The organism is Nonomuraea montanisoli, from assembly GCF_013363975.1.
In the GTDB taxonomy this organism is placed as follows: domain Bacteria; phylum Actinomycetota; class Actinomycetes; order Streptosporangiales; family Streptosporangiaceae; genus Nonomuraea; species Nonomuraea montanisoli.
On the sequence record NZ_JABWGN010000008.1, the window covers coordinates 410,012 to 425,477 of the forward strand.

14 protein-coding genes are annotated in these 15,466 nt (G+C 72.6%); 6 read left to right on the forward strand and 8 right to left on the reverse strand.

The annotated features are described in order from the left end of the window. From HTZ77_RS22740 to HTZ77_RS22760, 5 genes are read left to right on the forward strand one after another with little or no spacing between them, the layout of a single operon-like run. The gene (locus tag HTZ77_RS22740) at window positions 1-1,443 is read left to right on the forward strand and encodes an amidohydrolase family protein (RefSeq protein WP_175591661.1); all 1,443 of its coding nucleotides are present in this window, start codon (window positions 1-3) and stop codon (window positions 1,441-1,443) included. Beyond that, window positions 1,440-2,687, forward strand: coding sequence for an MFS transporter (locus HTZ77_RS22745; RefSeq protein ID WP_175591662.1), 1,248 nt, complete (start codon window positions 1,440-1,442; stop codon window positions 2,685-2,687). The genes HTZ77_RS22740 and HTZ77_RS22745 overlap by 4 nt, the downstream gene beginning before the upstream one ends. After that, window positions 2,684-3,397 carry a fumarylacetoacetate hydrolase family protein gene (locus tag HTZ77_RS22750; RefSeq protein WP_175591663.1) on the forward strand — a complete coding sequence of 238 codons (714 nt, stop codon included), beginning with the start codon at window positions 2,684-2,686 and terminating at the stop codon, window positions 3,395-3,397. Before HTZ77_RS22745 ends, HTZ77_RS22750 begins: the two co-directional genes overlap by 4 nt. After that, window positions 3,384-4,274 (forward strand): polysaccharide deacetylase family protein, encoded by an 891-nt coding sequence (locus HTZ77_RS22755; RefSeq protein WP_175591664.1) that lies wholly within the window; start codon window positions 3,384-3,386, stop codon window positions 4,272-4,274. The genes HTZ77_RS22750 and HTZ77_RS22755 overlap by 14 nt, the downstream gene beginning before the upstream one ends. A 41-nt stretch (window positions 4,275-4,315) precedes the next feature. Next, window positions 4,316-4,978, forward strand: coding sequence for a GntR family transcriptional regulator (locus tag HTZ77_RS22760; protein WP_175591665.1), 663 nt, complete (start codon window positions 4,316-4,318; stop codon window positions 4,976-4,978). A gap of 8 nt (window positions 4,979-4,986) precedes the next feature. On the opposite strand, the gene HTZ77_RS22765 is transcribed toward HTZ77_RS22760, so the two are convergent. The 4 genes from HTZ77_RS22765 to HTZ77_RS22780 all read right to left on the reverse strand — a co-directional run bounded on the left by HTZ77_RS22765 (window position 4,987) and on the right by HTZ77_RS22780 (window position 9,620). Then, window positions 4,987-6,579 carry an acyl-CoA synthetase gene (locus tag HTZ77_RS22765; RefSeq protein ID WP_175591666.1) on the reverse strand — a complete coding sequence of 531 codons (1,593 nt, stop codon included), beginning with the start codon at window positions 6,577-6,579 and terminating at the stop codon, window positions 4,987-4,989. A gap of 77 nt (window positions 6,580-6,656) precedes the next feature. Beyond that, complete coding sequence (locus tag HTZ77_RS22770; RefSeq protein WP_235994964.1) at window positions 6,657-7,166, reverse strand: GNAT family N-acetyltransferase; 510 nt, start codon at window positions 7,164-7,166, stop codon at window positions 6,657-6,659. A gap of 104 nt (window positions 7,167-7,270) precedes the next feature. Beyond that, entirely contained in the window at window positions 7,271-8,500 is a 1,230-nt protein-coding gene (locus HTZ77_RS22775; RefSeq protein ID WP_175591668.1) for a hypothetical protein, read from the reverse strand. An 85-nt stretch (window positions 8,501-8,585) separates the two neighbouring features. Further along, window positions 8,586-9,620 (reverse strand): helix-turn-helix domain-containing protein, encoded by a 1,035-nt coding sequence (locus HTZ77_RS22780; protein ID WP_175591669.1) that lies wholly within the window; start codon window positions 9,618-9,620, stop codon window positions 8,586-8,588. 391 nt (window positions 9,621-10,011) lie between these two features. On the opposite strand from HTZ77_RS22780, the gene HTZ77_RS22785 reads away from it, so the two are divergent. Beyond that, on the forward strand, window positions 10,012-10,299 hold the full coding sequence (locus HTZ77_RS22785; RefSeq protein WP_175591670.1) for a hypothetical protein: 288 nt from the start codon (window positions 10,012-10,014) through the stop codon (window positions 10,297-10,299). Window positions 10,300-10,428: 129 nt separating this feature from the next. On the opposite strand, the gene HTZ77_RS22790 is transcribed toward HTZ77_RS22785, so the two are convergent. The 4 genes from HTZ77_RS22790 to HTZ77_RS22805 form a co-directional block, all read right to left on the reverse strand. Further along, window positions 10,429-12,627, reverse strand: coding sequence for a choice-of-anchor J domain-containing protein (locus tag HTZ77_RS22790; protein WP_175591671.1), 2,199 nt, complete (start codon window positions 12,625-12,627; stop codon window positions 10,429-10,431). A 163-nt stretch (window positions 12,628-12,790) separates the two neighbouring features. Beyond that, complete coding sequence (locus tag HTZ77_RS22795) at window positions 12,791-13,819, reverse strand: hypothetical protein (protein WP_175591672.1); 1,029 nt, start codon at window positions 13,817-13,819, stop codon at window positions 12,791-12,793. Next, on the reverse strand, window positions 13,816-14,304 hold the full coding sequence (locus HTZ77_RS22800; RefSeq protein WP_175591673.1) for a SigE family RNA polymerase sigma factor: 489 nt from the start codon (window positions 14,302-14,304) through the stop codon (window positions 13,816-13,818). Before HTZ77_RS22800 ends, HTZ77_RS22795 begins: the two co-directional genes overlap by 4 nt. A gap of 175 nt (window positions 14,305-14,479) precedes the next feature. Next, window positions 14,480-15,448: an adenylate/guanylate cyclase domain-containing protein gene (locus HTZ77_RS22805; protein WP_175591674.1), complete on the reverse strand. Its 969-nt coding sequence runs from the start codon at window positions 15,446-15,448 to the stop codon at window positions 14,480-14,482. Between the last annotated feature and the right edge of the window lie 18 nt (window positions 15,449-15,466).

The following is a 15,466-nucleotide window of genomic DNA, read 5'->3' on the forward strand; positions in this document are numbered from 1 at the left end:
ATGCTCCCGAAACGTACTGATCTGCTCATCTCGGGCACGTACCTGATCTCGATGGATCCGGACGTCGGCGACCTGCCGTGCGCCGACGTGCTCATCAGCGACGGCCGGATCACCGACGTGCGCCCGCACGCTCCCGCCACCGCCGATCACAGCGGCGCGACGGTGATCGACGGGACCGGCACGGTGACCCTGCCCGGCTTCGTGGACACCCACTGGCACCTGTGGAACTCCCTCCTGCGCGGCACGGTCGGCGACCGGCCCGGCACCGACTACTTCACGGTCAAGCGGGCGCTCGCGCCGCACTTCGAGCTCGACGACTTCTACTGGGCCGCCCGGCTCGGGCTGGCCGAGGCGGTCAGCGGCGGCATCACCACGGTGCACAACTTCGACCACAACGTCCGCGGCCCCGAGGACGCCGACGCCAACATCCGGGCGCACCTCGACTCCGGCCTGCGCGGCCGCTTCTCCTACGGGCCGCCCGACTCCGCAGCGCCGGACAGCCCCAACGACCTCGACGACCTGGAGGGGCTGCGCGCCCGCTGGCCAGCCGCCCACCTGGACGGGCGCCTGGACTTCGGCATCGCGGTGCGCGGGCCGTACCGCACCCCGCCCGAGGTGTACGAGCGGGAATGGGCGACCGCACGCGCGCTCGGCCTGCCGATCACCATGCACTGTGACCGCTGCCTGCGCGAGGAGGGCTGCCGGAGCTGCGGCCTGACCCGCCTGGAGGAGCTCGGCCTGCTCGGCGAGGACGTGCAGATCATCCATGCCGTCCACGCCGGCGAGCAGGACATCCGGGCGCTGGCCCGCACCGGCACCCGCGTGTCGCTCAGCCCGATGACCGAGATGCGGACGATGGGTTTCCCGCTGCTGACCGAGCTGCTGGACGCGGGCGTGCGCGTGTCGCTGTCCCTGGACACGCTGGCCATGCCGACCAGCGCCGACATCCTCGGCCACCTGCGCGCCATCGTCTCGGTCGAGGCCGCCCGCACCGGCTCGGCCACGGTGACGCCCCGCAGGCTGCTCCGGCTCGCCACCCTCGACGGCGCCCACGACCTCGGGCTCCAGGACGTCACCGGCTCCGTCACGCCCGGCAAGCGCGCCGACGTCGTGATCCTGCGCTCCACCGACATCAACCTGACGCCCTCCGGCGACCCGGCGGAGGCCCTCGTCTACACCGGTCAGATCGACAACATCGACACCGTCGTCGCCGACGGCCGCGTCCTCAAGCGGCACGGCCGGCGCGTCCTCGCCGACGGCGAGCCGGATCCCGTCACCATGGCCGCGGCCCACCGTGACGCGCTGTTGCGCAGGGCCGCGGCGGCAGGCGACTGGCGTCCACCCGCCACCGGCGACACCACCGCCGACCCGGAGCCGGCGACCACCGCACAGGGAACCGGCCCGGGGCCGGAGACCACCGCACAGGAAAGAAGCCGCCCATGAGCGCCACCCCCACCTCCCGGCCCTCGATCCAACCCCGCGACCTTCCCGCCGCCCGCCCCGCCGTGGCCATGTTCGGCCTGCTCCTGGTCGCCTACGCGGTCAACGCCATGGACCGCATGGTCTTCCCGGTCCTGCTCGTCGAGGTCCGCGCCGAGTACGGCTTCAGCCTGGAGGCCGCCGGGCTGCAGGCCACCGTCTTCGCCCTCGGCATGGGCCTGGCCGGGCTGCCCGCCGGACGGCTGCAGCACGCGCTCGGCCGCAAGCGCACGATCGTGGCCGGCACCGTGCTGTTCTCGATCGCGACGGCCCTGACCGCGGCGTCGGCCGGCTTCGGCGACATGCTGCTGTGGCGGGTGCTGTCCGGCGCGGGCGAGGCGCTCCAGCTCGCCGCGATCATCACGGTGGCCTCGAACGCGTTCCCCGCCCGCCGCGGGCTGGCGATCGGCAGCATCAACATGGCCTTCGCCGCCGGCTCGGTCGTCGGCCCGGCGTTCGGCGCGAGCCTGCTGGAGCACTACGGCACCTGGCGGGCGCCGATGCTGGCCTACGGAGCCGTCGGCGTCGTGCTCGCCGCCGCCGTCGTGCTGTTCGTCTCGCCCAGGCTCACCGAGGCCGAGCCCGCCACGGCGGCCGCCGCGCACACCGGCGGCGCCACCTCGCTGCTGTCGCGCAACCCGCTCGTGCTGGCGGCCGTCATCACGCTGTTCGGCCTGGCCGACTTCGCCTTCATCGGCCTGTACGCCAGCTACCTGCGCGCGGAGCTCGGCTTCGACACCGGCGCCGCCGGGTTCGTCGTCGGGCTCTCGGGGCTGGCGGCGTTCGCCTCCCCGCTCGGCGGTCACCTGGTCGACCGGTTCAGCCCCCGGGTCGTGCTCGCGGGCCTCAACCTCGCCGTCGCGGCGTGCGGGTGCGCGCTGTTCCTCGGGCCCGGCACCGCCGGCTGGCAGGGCGCCTTCTCGTTCCTGTTCGGGCTGTTCGCCAGCAGCGGCGTGTACGTCGCCGCGGCCGGCTACCTCGTCAAGTCCGTCGACGCGGCGAACGTGAGCCGCGCCGCCGGGATGTTCGTCACCTGCGTCTACGTCGCCGCGAGCGCCGCCGGGCTGCTGTTCAGCAGGCTGGTCTCGACGGCCGGCTGGACCGGCGCCGCCCTGGTGCAGATCGTCGGCTTCTCGGTCGTCGGCGCCGCCCTGGCCCTGATCCTGCGCCCCCACCTGTTCAGCACCACCACACGGGATGACTCATGACCACACTCCTCTGGCAGCCCGCCCAGGCCGCCCTGCCCGTCGTCGGACGGGACGAGGCGTTCCCCGTCCGCCGCGTCTACTGCGTCGGGCGCAACTACCTCGACCACATCCGCGAGATGCGCGAGGGCGACGAGCGCGACGACCCCTTCTTCTTCCAGAAGCCCGCCGACGCCGTCGTGCCCGACGGCGCGGCCGTCCCCTACCCGCCGCAGACCGGCGACCTGCAGTTCGAGGGGGAGCTGGTCGTCGCCATCGGTACGGCCGGCTCCGGCATCCCCCCGCAGGACGCCCTCGCGCACGTCTTCGGGTTCGCCGCCGGCATCGACCTGACCCGCCGGGACCTGCAGCGGCACTGCCGCGAGATGGCCCGCCCCTGGGAGGCCGGCAAGTCGTTCGACCACTCCGCGCCCTGCGGGCCCATCCTGCCCGCCGAGGAGGCCGCCTGGACTCTCTCCGGCGAGCTGCGGCTGAGCGTCAACGGCGACCTGAAGCAGCACACCGACCTGAAACTGATGATCTGGGACGTCCCCGAGATCATCAGCCACCTGTCGCATTCGTATCGGCTGATGCCCGGCGATCTCATCTACACCGGAACGCCCGCGGGCGTCGCCCCCGTACGGCCGGGCGACCGGATCGACGTCGAGATCACCGGGCTGCCCGCCCTCACCGTGACCATCACCGAAGGAGACACCACGCATGCGTCCCAGTGAACGGCTCGACTACGACCCCATCGAGGGCCGCCCCGCGCTGACCCTGCCCGGCGGCAAGCGGATGGCGGTGTGGGTCATCGTCAACGTCGAGACCTGGTCCGACACCGAGCCCATGCCGCGCACCGTGCTCACGCCGCCGGCGGGCGGCATCCCCGCTCCGGACGTGCCCAACTGGGCCTGGCACGAGTACGGCAACCGCGTCGGCTTCTGGCGCATGCTCCAGGTCCTGGACCGCCACGGCATCCCCGCCGCGCTCGCCGTCAACGGCCAGGCCGTCGAGCACTACCCGCAGATCACCCGGGCCGCCCTCGAACGCGGCTGGGAGTTCGTCGGCCACGGGTTCACCCAGAGGAACATGCAGAAGGTCGAGGACGAGCGGGCCGACATCAGCGCCACCACCCGCGCCATCGAGGCGGCCACCGGCCGGCGGCCCCGCGGCTGGCTCGGCCCCGGCCTCACCGAGACCTGGGAGACGCCGGACATCCTCGTCGAGGAGGGGTACGAGTACGTCTGCGACTGGGTCCTCGACGACCAGCCCGTCGAACTGGCCACCCGGACCACGCCCATCGTGAACATCCCGTACACGCAGGAGTGCAACGACGTGGCGATGATGCTGATCCAGCACCACCCGGCGCGGGAGTACTTCCAGCGGGCGGCCGACCAGTTCGACCAGCTCCACCTGGACTCCGCCGGGTCGGCGCGGGTGATGGCGCTGGTCGTGCACCCGTACATCATGGGGGCGCCGCACCGCCTCAAGTACTTCGACCAGGCCCTGGCGCACATCCGGGCCCACCGCGACGTGGAGTTCTGGACCGGCGGGCAGATCCTCGACTGGTACCGCCACGCCAGGGCGGCCACCCTCGTGCCGAGTCCGTGATTCCATGATCGAGGCTCTTGCATGCAACGTATACTGACGGTATGGCGAGCACTCCCGACCTCCAGCCCGGCAGCGCCCAAGCGGTGTACGCGGCCCTGCGCCGCCGCTTCTCCGACGGCGCCTACGCGCCCGGCCAGCGGCTCACCGAGATGGCCCTGGCCGCCGACCTGGGAGTCAGCCGGACGCCGGTCCGCGAGGCCATCGGCCGGCTGCTGACCGACGGGCTGGTCGTCCCGGCCGCCCGGGGCGTCGCCGTCGCGGCGCTCAGCCCGATCGAGGCGGAGCACCTGTTCGTGCTGCGCGCCGACCTGGAGGCCCTGGCGGCGGAACTCGCCGCCAGGCGGCAGGCCCAGGGCCACCTCGCCCCGGCCGAGGTCGACGCGCTCGACCGCGCCGTGGACGAGGTGGAGGTCGCGGTTCGGGCGCACGACCCGCGGGCCTCCGCGCAGGCCAACCTGGCCCTGCACCGCGCCATCGGCGCCGCCGCGGGCAACACGTTCCTGGAGGAGACCCTGCACCGCGTGTGGGACAGGATCGCGGTGACGACCGTCGCCAACCTGGACGACCCCCACTGGGCCGGCGCGATCACCGAGCAGCACCAGGCCATCGTCCGCGCGATCCGGGCCGGCGACGCGGAGGCGGCGCGGCGCGCCGCGAAGGCCCACATCGAGGCCGCCGGGCGCGCCTACAAACCGCTCACCTGACCTGACGCTCAGAGGGTGGTGCGGAGCTCGCGCTTGAGGACCTTGCCGCTGGCGTTCTTCGGCAGGGCCTCGACGAACGTCACCCGCTTGGGGGTCTTGAACGGCGCCAGCCGCTCGCGCAGGAACGCGATCAGCTCCTCGGCCGTCAGCGCGGCCCCCTCGCGCAGCACCACCGCGGCCGTCACCGCCTCGATCCACCTCTCGTCCGGCATCCCGAACACCGCGGCCTCGGCCACCGCCGGATGCCCGTAGATGGCCTCCTCGACCTCGCGGCTGGCCACGTTCTCGCCCCCCGACTTGATCATGTCCTTCTTGCGGTCGACCACCGTGAGGTAGCCGTCGGCGTCCATGATCCCGAGGTCGCCGCTGTGGAACCAGCCGCCGCGGAAGACCTCGGCGGTCCTGTCCGGGTCGTTCCAGTAGCCGAGCATGGCGTGCGGGCTGCGGTGCACGATCTCGCCCACCACCCCGGGCGGCACCGGCCGGTCCTCCTCGTCCACGACGCGCGTCTCCACGTTGAGCGCCGGCCGGCCGGCCGAGCCGAGGCGGGTGAGCTGCTCGTCCGGGCCGAGGATCGTGGCCACCGGCGCCATCTCGGTCTGGCCGTAGAAGTTGAACAGCCGCACCTCCGGCAGCCGCGCGGCGATCTCCTTCAGCACCTCCACCGGCATGATGGACGCCCCGTAGTAGCCCTTGCGCAGCGACGACAGGTCACGCCGGTCGAAGTCGGGGTGGCGCAGCAGCGCGATCCACACGGTCGGCGGGCAGAACAGCTTGGTGGCCCGCTCCGCCTCGATCGCGGCCAGGACGGCGGCCGGGTCGGGACCGGGCAGGACGATGTTCGTGGCGCCCAGGTAGACGCCGGGCGTGAGGAAGCAGTGGAGCTGCGCGCAGTGGTAGAGGGGCAGCGCGTGCACCTCGACGTCGTCGTGGCGCATCTCGCCGTCCACCACGCAGGTGACGTACTGGGCGATCAGGCTCCGGCCGGACAGGGCCGCGCCCTTGGGCCGCGACTCGGTGCCGCTGGTGTACATGAGCTGCACCGGGTCGTCGTCGGCGATGTCCACGTCCGGCTCGGAGTCGTCGCCGTGCGCCGCCCACGCGTCGAACGGCTCCCAGCCCTCGCCGTCGGCCGGCTCCCAGCCCTCGCCGTCGGCCGGCTCCCAGCCCTCGCCGTCGGCCGGCTTCCGGCCCTCGCCGGCGGCGCCGATGACGCCGCGGACCGCGACCCGCCCGGTGACGGCCACCCGCGCCACCGGCAGCAGCGCCTCCTCCACGAGGATGCCCGTCGCCCCTGAGTGCTCCAGGATGTAGCCCACCTCGGCGGCGCCCAGCATGAAGTTGACCGGCACAGAGATCGCCCCGAGGCGGGCCAGCGCGAAGTAGGCCACCACGAACGCGTGGTTGTTGTGGCTGAACACCGCGAACCGGTCACCCTTGCCCACGCCGCGGGCGGCGAGGGCGTTGGCGGTGCGGTTGACCACCCGGTCGAGGTCGGCGTAGCTCTGCCTCAGCTCGCCGTACACGATCGCGGTCTTGGCGGGGTGCCGCGCGGCCGTGCGGCGCAGGAGGTCTCCGATGGCATGCCGGCGAGTGGTCATCCGCGCACATCCTCACATGGGGCCAGAACGGTGTTCGGTGATCCTAGCCCGCGGGGGGCCGCCGGACCACGGCCGTCTCACAGGCGGCGCGCCTCGCCCGGGGCGGGGCGCCGGGAGTACGGCCGCGGCGCCTCCCGCAGATCCTTGACGAGGATGTGGCACACGTCGGCCATCGCCTCCACCCGCCCGTCGGGCCGGAACACCTCGCGCGTGGTCGGCACCGGCGGGTACGGCCAGTCGCGGTAGCCGCGCCGCCGGTACAGCGCGCGGGCGCGATGGTTGTCCAGGTCCACCCCGAGCGCCACCCGCGCGTGTCCCAGCTCGCTCAGCCGCCGCTCGGCCACGTCCATCAGCCGGCTCCCGATCCGCCGCCCGCGGTGCTGCGGCGCCACCCGCAGATGGACGATCAGCGGCACTCCCGGCAGCCGGTCGCGGACCTCGGGCTCCTCGGCCGGCGCCAGCCACAGGTACACGTGCCCGACCGGGCTGAAGGCCCGCCAGGCGACCAGGAGCACGCCGTGCCCGGCTCGCTGCCGGGCGAGGTGGGTGACGAAGTACGGCTCCTCCCCGAGGGCGCCCGCGAGCATGGGAAGATCCTTCTCCACGGCCGCCCGAATCCGGACATAGCGCATATGTTTACGATCGACGTGTCAATCGGTTCATAACAAGCGCGTAACGGCAATCTGTCAGGTCACGCCGAAGACGACCGATCACGCTTGGCAGATCTGGGCGGGTTCAGGCGCAGGGTGGTGAACGGCCGGTGGCCCGGGGCCGCCAGCGCGCGCAGCGCGTCGTCCACCGTTCGCGCGGCCGGCAGGAGGGTGGCGAAGTCGCCCCAGGACTTCCGGTCGGCCCGCCAGGCGTCGAGGTAGGCCAGGCACAGGTCCGGCGTGATGATCGCCAGGCGGCCCAGCGACGCCTTCAGCGCCTCCTCCATGCGCCGCCTCTCCGCCGGCTCCACGGACGCGTCGGGGAGGCGCCGCAGGACGCCCGTGATGAACCGGCGCCTGCGGACCAGGAAGTCCTCCCAGTGCCCGTGGTGCGCGTCGTCGATCGTGCGGCCCTCGTCCAGCAGCCAGAACAACCCCTCGGCCAGCACGTCGCCCAGCTCCTCGGTGCGCGCCCGGTCGGGGGTGCGGAAGGGGTCGTACGGCGCCTGCCGCACGGTGCCGGTCACGGCCAGCGGGCGCAGCCCGTCCCCTTCGAGCAGGTAGAACCAGTCCTCGTTGTAGATGTCCGGGAAGAACGCGACGTCGCGCGCGGTCTCCACGGCCAGCGCCCCGCCGCCGACGAAGGACTCCTGGGCGCCGCCCACGGCCCGGTAGGCGTGGCAGACGACCGAGTTGTCCGGGAAACCGGCGATCGACAGGCCGACGGCGCTGAACCGGTCGAGCAGCCCGGCCGCGCGGCGCAGGTCGCCGGGCTCGCCGACCTCGATGTCGTCGTCGAGGAAGACGACGCGCTCCCAGGAGAGCATCCGCGCCAGCGTCAGCGCGAGGTTGCGCTTGGCCGCGGTGTCGGTCTTGCGGCGGAAGCGGGGCGGCAGGATCGTCGAGGTCTCGAAGCGGGGCAGCCGCAGCGCCGCGCTGCCCGCGAAGTCGACGGCGACCACCTCGGCCCCCAGCTCGCCGAGGGGGCGCAGATGCGCGGTCCCGGTGTACGGGCCGCTGCAGAGCACGAGGAGCGGGCACCCGAGCTCCCTCGCCAGGGCCGCGGCGTGGCCCAGCCGCAGACGGTGTCGCACCGTCGGCACGACGATGGCGTCGATCCGGCCCTCCCCGGTCGCGGCGCCGGGCGCCAGGAGCAGGTGCCGGTGGGATCCGTGATGGTCCCCCGAGCGCAGGCCCGGCGCGGAGGACGACCGCGCGGGCCCGCCGTCCCCGCCGGCGGGCGGCGGGGAGGCGGCAAGGGTGTGGTTCAAACGTTCACGCGTCCTAGAGAGACAGCAACCATGAGGGACAGGGTGAGACACGGCCCTCGACGTGCGCGCCGCCGGCGTGCGGGCGTCATTCAGGCCATTCGAACACTCTCGATTCCTTCTGCGTCCAGTCGGGCGTCAGTGCCAGCCCCTTGACGATCGAGACCCGGCTCAGGACGCCGAACGACGCCTCGCCGGCGAAGCGCTCACGCAGGAAGGCGGAGTTGCGGTCGCGGAAGCGGGTGTCGGTCAGCGCCCGGACGGCGCCGAGCGTGCCCCGCCCGTACATGCCGTTGCAGATCGTCAGGGTGCGCTTGCGGTTCAGCGGGTTGGGGCCGCGGTAGAACAGGGCCACGTCCTCGTACAGCACCCCGCCGTCGAGCCGCGGGCAGTGCCGCTCGCCCCCGGCCAGGAAGTACGGCGGCGCTCCGCTCTCCCAGTCGGTGACCTGCTCGACCGGAAGGTCGAGGCGCTTGAGCACGTCGGTGGTGATCTCGTTCCAGTCGATGCCGCCGAGCAGCACCAGGTGCGCGGTCAGGTCGTCGGGCTCCAGGTCCGGCGGCGTGCGGCGGCGCACCTCGCTGCCCGGGTTGAAGGCGCGGATGTGGCCGTGCAGCTCGAACAGCGCGTCGAGGTCGGCGTAGGTGTAGAGCTCGATGTAGTCGGGGTCGTCGGGCTCGACGTACGGCATGCGGGCCAGCATCGTGGGCGGCAGCCGTGCGCAGACCAGGGTGATCTGGTTGCCGTCGCCGAAGTCCCACAGGTTGGCGGCGGGCCGCTCCGGAGCGCGGGCCGTGTCGCCGACCGCCGCCGCGCGCAGGTCCAGCAGCTCACGCCGCAGCTCCTCGCGGGCGTGGTGCTCTTCGGCGGTCAGCTCGTCCAGGGCCAGCGGCCGCAGATCGCCGTCGCGCAGGGACCGCTCGGTGCAGAAGAGCGTGGCGTAGGCGTCGAGCCGGGCGGGCCTGGGCGTCTTGGGGTCCTTGGCCGACTCGAAGGAGGAGATGAGCGGGGCGCTCACGCCGAGGGCCCGCGCCAGCCGCTCCTGGCTGATCCTGGAGTGCGGCCAGCGCTGCGTGCGCAGCGCGCGCAGGCGCCGCGCCAGGGCCTGACCGGAACCCTCCATGGTGCCACCCCCAAATCTGAAGTTCAGTATCTTCAGTAAACCTCTACCCAACGCTGAATGCGAGAGTGAATGCCCTGGTCGGCGGCGCGGGGTCGCCGTTCTCTCCCGTATGGGCCGTGATCTGCGGCTCAACCCCGGCTCGTGAGGGTGGTTAGAGCGTAGGGGGAGGGGGCATCCCCTTGTCAGGAAAAGGCCGTGAAAGCCGCTGAAGATTAACTGAAACTATACCAGCGAGGCCGCCATGAGGATCAGAGATCCGCCGGATCCGCGCGAAGGGCGCGGGCTGAGCACTCACCAGAAGGGCAGGCACCCCCGGGTCGGCGCAATCGATCACCAGGAGTGCCCGCACTCGTCCAGGCCCCCATCGGCGCGTCACACCTCAGGAACCTCGATGTCTGCAACCTTAACCCTCCACGCCATCCTGGCAACGGCCGTGAGCGGTCACTCCGGGCCGGAGGCCACCATGGCCAGCCCCGAGGGGGTCACCGCCGCGCGCGGCGTCCTCTACCTGCTCGCGGCCGTGTCCTTCTGGATCATGATCATGGTGATCCGTCAGGCGTCCCGGGTCGTGTCCACCCTGCTGCGCGTGCTGCTCGTGCTGATCGCGCTCACCGCGTTCGGCGCGCTGGCCGCGATGGCGATCATCGCGCAGGTCGCGCTCGCCGTCGGCCCCCTCTGACGGCGGGCCGGGCGCGAGAAAGGCGCCCGCCGCCGCGCGGCAGGCGCCTTCCCTCACGGGTCAGAACCTCACGGGTCCGACCTCACGGGTCAGAAACTCACGGCTCGGACCACACGGGTCACACCGGCGTCACGGCTGCGCCGCGCCGCCCGGCTGGGTGACGCCGTTCACCTTCAGCGTGTACGGCGCGTACTGCCCGACCTGCTCGGTCGGATCGTCGTAGGCCACCACCGCCACCACCTTCGGGAACGGCGCCAGCACGGCGAGCTGCAGCCGGTTGAGCGTGATCGTGCGCCGCCCGTCGGACTCGACCTGCAGGGCCACCTGGTGCTTGTCGTCCAGGCCGACGAGGCGGACGTTCCAGTTGGCGACCGGCGTCGGGTAGATCTCCGTCGGCGAGTCGAACGGCTCCAGGCTCGACCCGTCGCTCACCGCCGTCCCGCCGACCGTGACGTCGTCGATCCTGAATCCGCCCTCGTTGACGCCACCGTCGCTGACGTACCGGAAGCCGAGCAGGATCTCCTTGCCCGCGTAGGCGGCCAGGGAGTAGGTGTGCGGCTGGAAGCCGGTCGTGGTGCCGTTGACCGCGGGCCCGAGCGGGCCGGTCACCGTGTGGTCGCCGGCGATCGCGGTGTACGTCGCCCCGCCGTCCGTCGAGACGACCACGTACCCGTAGTCGAATCCGGCCTCCGCCCCGTACTTGGCCAGGAAGCGCAGCGTCGGGTCCGCCGTGGGGACCGTCAGCTTGGTCACGGCGGCGGCGTCGAGGTTGCTGGCGTTGCCCGACCAGAGCACCGGGTTGCCGGCGCGGTCCGGGTCGTCGGAGACGACGGTCCAGGCCAGCGGCTGCGGCGGCAGCGTCTTCGCGCCCTCGAACGACAGCGACCGCACGTCGACGCCGCGCAGGACCTTGCCGTCCGCCTTCTGCAGCGGCACGTAGTCGGCGCCGTTCGGCGCGGCCCCCGCGGTCTTGTACGAGGCGGGGTTGTCCAGGTTGACCGTCGAGCGCAGGCTGGTGGTCGTCACCCGCTTCTTCGGCACGCCGAGCATCACGCCCCGGGACGACTCCCCGACGATCTTGTCCACCAGCGTCATCGTCTGGTAGTCGTGGATCACCTGGTACAGGTTCTTCATCCCGCGCGCCTCCAGCGCCGCCCGCACGCTGGCCAGGCCCTGCAGGGCGCCGTCGCGGTGCAGCCGGCTCATGAAGTCCGTGCCGTACCTGTCGTACAGGAACAGCATGAACGAGTACGCGTTGCCGTAGTCGGCGAGCACCCCGCTGGCGTTGGCGCCCTCGCCCCACAGGTTCAGCGAGTTCTCCGGCCCGCCGCAGTCACGCGGGTTGGTGTTGTACGGGGTCTGCACGGTGCCGAAGCCCTGGAAGCAGAAGATGTGGCTGTCGGCGCCCCGGTCGAACACCGTGGCCTGGGCGTCGGCATACCCGGTGACGGTCTGCGCGAAGTCCGACAGGCCCTCGTTCATCCAGGTGGTCTCGAGGGGGTCGGTGTAGTAGTGGGCCAGGTGCTGCCACTCGTGCGCGAACGTCTTCTCGTACTGGCGGGGCCGCGCCGGGCGCGAGGTGCACAGGTCGGCCGTGGGCTCGTCCGGCGGGTTGGCGCCGGTGCGGTGCAGCCAGTCGAACGCGTCGATCGTCATGACGTTGCGGTCGAGCAGCTCGTTGAACTGCGCGGAGAAGAAGCCGGCGATGTAGGTCGGGGCGGCCGGGAACTGGTAGAAGTTGTCGTCCCTGACGTTGTCGACGAGCGTCACGGTGCGGTTGCCCGCGCCGGTGTAGACGCCGCCGTTGCCGTTGGCGTCCGGGCCCAGGACGGCGTGGGTGCCGTCGCGGTCCGGCGGCCGGCTGAAGGCCGCGGTCTCCTTCGGGTACATGGTGGTGTCGAACTCGCGCGCGAGGTCCGTCACCTGGGCGTCGGTGATCTGCGTGCTGCTCGGGATCTGCGTGCGGCAGTCGCCGGCCGGGAAGGCCAGGTCGTTGGCGACCCAGACCTCGATGTTCTCGCCGACGGCGCGCAGCGTGTAGTCCTTGCGGTAGAGCCGGCCGTTGAAGTCGTCCATGCCGAGCCACTGCCGCACGGTGCCGACCGGCGGCGTGTCCGCGGCGGCCTTGGCCCTCGCGTTGGGCCTGGCCTGGTACGCGGAGGGCACCTTGACCGGCTTGCCGTCGAGGGTGAAGTCCTTGCGGGTGAGCTCCCGCACGTCCGACGGCGCCGGTGCCTTCGGCGCGGCCTCCGCGGTGGCGGGAAGGGCCGTGAGGAGGGGTAAGGCGAGGAGCGTGGCTGCGAGCCCGATGATCCGATGGCGCGCCATGGAACCCCCTTTTGTGGGTGTTGCCCGGGTTTGTTGGGGTGACAAGTTGTTATCACCCGGGGCCGTGGGGACGCGCAAGCCGATCAGTTGCCAACAACCGCCGGCCGATTTCGTGCTCGCGCGCCCTCCACGCCGCTCTCCGGGACCGCTCCCCGCGCCGCGCCTAACGCCGGAAGAGCCCCACCGACCACCGGACCGGCCGGCCCTCGGCCGGCGACTGCATGGACAGCTTCAGGGTGATCGTCGTCGTCCTGCCCTTGGTGGTCTTGAACACCGACATGGCCATGGGGTACGGACCCTTGTCCCACACGCCGCACGTGGAACCGCCCCCGGTGTCCGCGTCCGTGAACCACAGGCGCCTGGCCAGGTCGCCGGTGCAGATCTGGTCCAGGCCGATCGGGCGGCCGTCGCCGCGCACCCGGAACGTCACGGACGTCTCACCCGGCCACGTGCCGGTCCGGGTCTCCGCCAGCTTCCAGCCGCCGGCCTCGCGGGGGAACGCCCGGGGCGCGGCGGGCACGACCGGTGGGGTCGGGGGCGTCCACTCGTACACGGCCAGGCTCCAGGGGACACGCTGCTCCTTGATCGGCTTGCAGGGGCTCTTGGGGTCGGCCCGCGAGCACCCCAGGCCCGCCGTGGTCGTGTCGAAGGTGACCGTGATGCGCTTCCCGGCTCTCTTCGGCACCGTCAGCGGCGTCAGCTGCCTTGTGCCGAGGCAGCCGAATCCGTCCGGGCTCGGGCGGCCGTCGACGGACACCCGGGGGCTGACGTGGTTGCGGGCCCGTTGGGAGCAGAAGGCCGCCACGTCCAGGGGCTTGCCCGTGACCGGGACCGTGACCGTGGCCTTCCTGCTGCCCGTCGCCTTGATCGAGGTCAATGCCAGGCGGCGGTAGACGGTGCCGTCCGGCGCGGTGAAGGTCTCCGGCATCGCCGCCGGGTCCGCGTCCTTCACCGGGGGAGTGGCGGGGGTCGTCACCTCCACCGTCGTGTCGCGGCGCTGATCGGGCCCGCCGGGCAGGACCACGACGCCCAGCACGGCGGCCACGGACGCCACGGCGGTCCCGGTCGCCAGGAGCCGCCGCCGCCGGATCCGGCCGACGCGGGCCCGCACCTGGTCGTGGCGGCCCGGGTTGGGCGGGGGAGCGGCGTCGCCGTGCTCGCGCAGGACGTCCCGCAGGTCGCGTACGGTCATCGGGAGACCTCCTCCAGGATCGATTCGTCCACACGCAGCTTGGCCAGGGCCTTGGCGGTCTGGCTCTTGACCGTCCCGGTCCCGCAGCCGAGCGTCCGCGCCACCTCGGCCACCGGCATGTCCTCGTAGAAGCGCAGCACGATCACCGCGCGCTGCCGGGCCGGGAGACGGCCGACCGCCCTCCACAGTGACTCCCGGTCGCCGGCGCGCTCGGCGCCGCCGTCCACGGGCGTGTCCGGCAGGTCGCCGCTGGGCAGCTCGCGCCGCCACCTGCGCCGCCACCACGAGGTGTACGTCGTGACCAGCACCCGGCGTACGTACGCCTCCGGGTCCTCCACGCCCGGCCAGGCGAACCACGCCTTGGCCAGGGACTCCTGCAGCAGGTCCTCGGCCAGCGCCCAGTCACGGGTCAGCAGGTAGGCCGTGCGTAACAGGCGGTCCGATCGTGCCTGCACGAATTCCTGATAGATCGCCCTGTCCGCCACCAGTCCGCCTCCCGCCGGCGCGGCGCGCCGTACGCGTGTCCTCCGGCCCTCCCGGTGAGGGCCACTGCGGCTAGTGACGCATCGACGCGCCCACCCGGTTGCCCGGCAGGAAGCCCTGCTTCCGGGGGAACGGAAAACCGGTCGCCCGGCCCGCGAACCGGAGCGTCAGCGAGGATCAGGTGGCCCGGACCGCGCGCGTGATCGCGAACGGCGCCAACTCGCCCAGCCCGCGCACCGACAGCCGGTTCACCGGGCGCAGCTCGAAGGCGCGGTCGCCCTCCAGCTCCTCGGCCATCTCCGGGTCGGCCAGGATGGTGCCGGGCCGGGCCAGCGCCGTGAGCCTGCTGGCCAGGTTGACCGTCGTGCCGAACACGTCGCCCATCCGCCAGATCACCGGCCCCGCGGCCAGCCCGACGCGCAGCTCCGGCATGCCCCGGACCTTGGCGTGCGTCTCCAGCAGCCGCAGCCCGATCTCGGCGGTCTCGTGCGCCTTGCCCGAGACGAACAGCACCGAGTCGCCGAGCGTCTTGACCACCCGGCCGCCGGAGGACGTCACGACGTCGGCCGAACGGCCCTCGAAGCTGTCGACCAGCGTGGCCAGCTCCCGCTCGGTGATCTGCCGGCTCAGCCGGGTGAACCCGACCAGGTCGGCGAAGCCGACGGCCAGCCGTACCGCGCTGTGGTCCTGGTCGACCATGCGCCCGGCCGCGGCGGCGAGCTGGCGCTGCCACGAGTAGACGAGCAGCCGCGCGAGCGGGGGCACCACCCGGTCGGCCCGGCGGCGCCAGGCGCGGGCCCGCTCGTCCAGCGGCACGCCCGCCTGGTCCAGCTCCTCGGCGCCGAGCTGCGCCTGCGACTCGGCCAGGCGCGTGGTGGCCCGGCCCAGCGAGCGGGCGATGAGCAGCACGTGCTCCTCGTCGTAGACGCCGGAGGAGACCATGCCGAGCAGGGTCTTCAGCGCCTCCACGTCGGAGTCGGTGAACTCGACGGCGTCGTCGGCCACGTTCGGGAAGCCGAGCGCGCGCCAGAACCGGCGCGCGCGGTAGACCGGCACCCCGGCCATCTCCGCGACCTGGTGGCTGGTGTAGCGACGGGGCTCGCGCAGGAACGCCTCGGCGAGCCCGTCCGAATCCTCGCGAGCCACGGCTGCAAGATACACCGT

Excerpts from the sequence above, each read along its gene's own strand:
- HTZ77_RS22740 (WP_175591661.1), top strand. The coding sequence starts at position 1 with ATGCTCCCGAAACGTACTGATCTGCTCATCTCGGGCACGTACCTGATC.
- HTZ77_RS22745 (WP_175591662.1), top strand. The coding sequence starts at position 1,440 with ATGAGCGCCACCCCCACCTCCCGGCCCTCGATCCAACCCCGCGACCTT.
- HTZ77_RS22750 (WP_175591663.1), top strand. The coding sequence starts at position 2,684 with ATGACCACACTCCTCTGGCAGCCCGCCCAGGCCGCCCTGCCCGTCGTC.
- HTZ77_RS22755 (WP_175591664.1), top strand. The coding sequence starts at position 3,384 with ATGCGTCCCAGTGAACGGCTCGACTACGACCCCATCGAGGGCCGCCCC.
- HTZ77_RS22760 (WP_175591665.1), top strand. The coding sequence starts at position 4,316 with ATGGCGAGCACTCCCGACCTCCAGCCCGGCAGCGCCCAAGCGGTGTAC.
- HTZ77_RS22765 (WP_175591666.1), bottom strand. The coding sequence starts at position 6,579 with ATGACCACTCGCCGGCATGCCATCGGAGACCTCCTGCGCCGCACGGCC.
- HTZ77_RS22770 (WP_235994964.1), bottom strand. The coding sequence starts at position 7,166 with ATGCTCGCGGGCGCCCTCGGGGAGGAGCCGTACTTCGTCACCCACCTC.
- HTZ77_RS22780 (WP_175591669.1), bottom strand. The coding sequence starts at position 9,620 with ATGGAGGGTTCCGGTCAGGCCCTGGCGCGGCGCCTGCGCGCGCTGCGC.
- HTZ77_RS22785 (WP_175591670.1), top strand. The coding sequence starts at position 10,012 with ATGTCTGCAACCTTAACCCTCCACGCCATCCTGGCAACGGCCGTGAGC.
- HTZ77_RS22790 (WP_175591671.1), bottom strand. The coding sequence starts at position 12,627 with ATGGCGCGCCATCGGATCATCGGGCTCGCAGCCACGCTCCTCGCCTTA.
- HTZ77_RS22795 (WP_175591672.1), bottom strand. The coding sequence starts at position 13,819 with ATGACCGTACGCGACCTGCGGGACGTCCTGCGCGAGCACGGCGACGCC.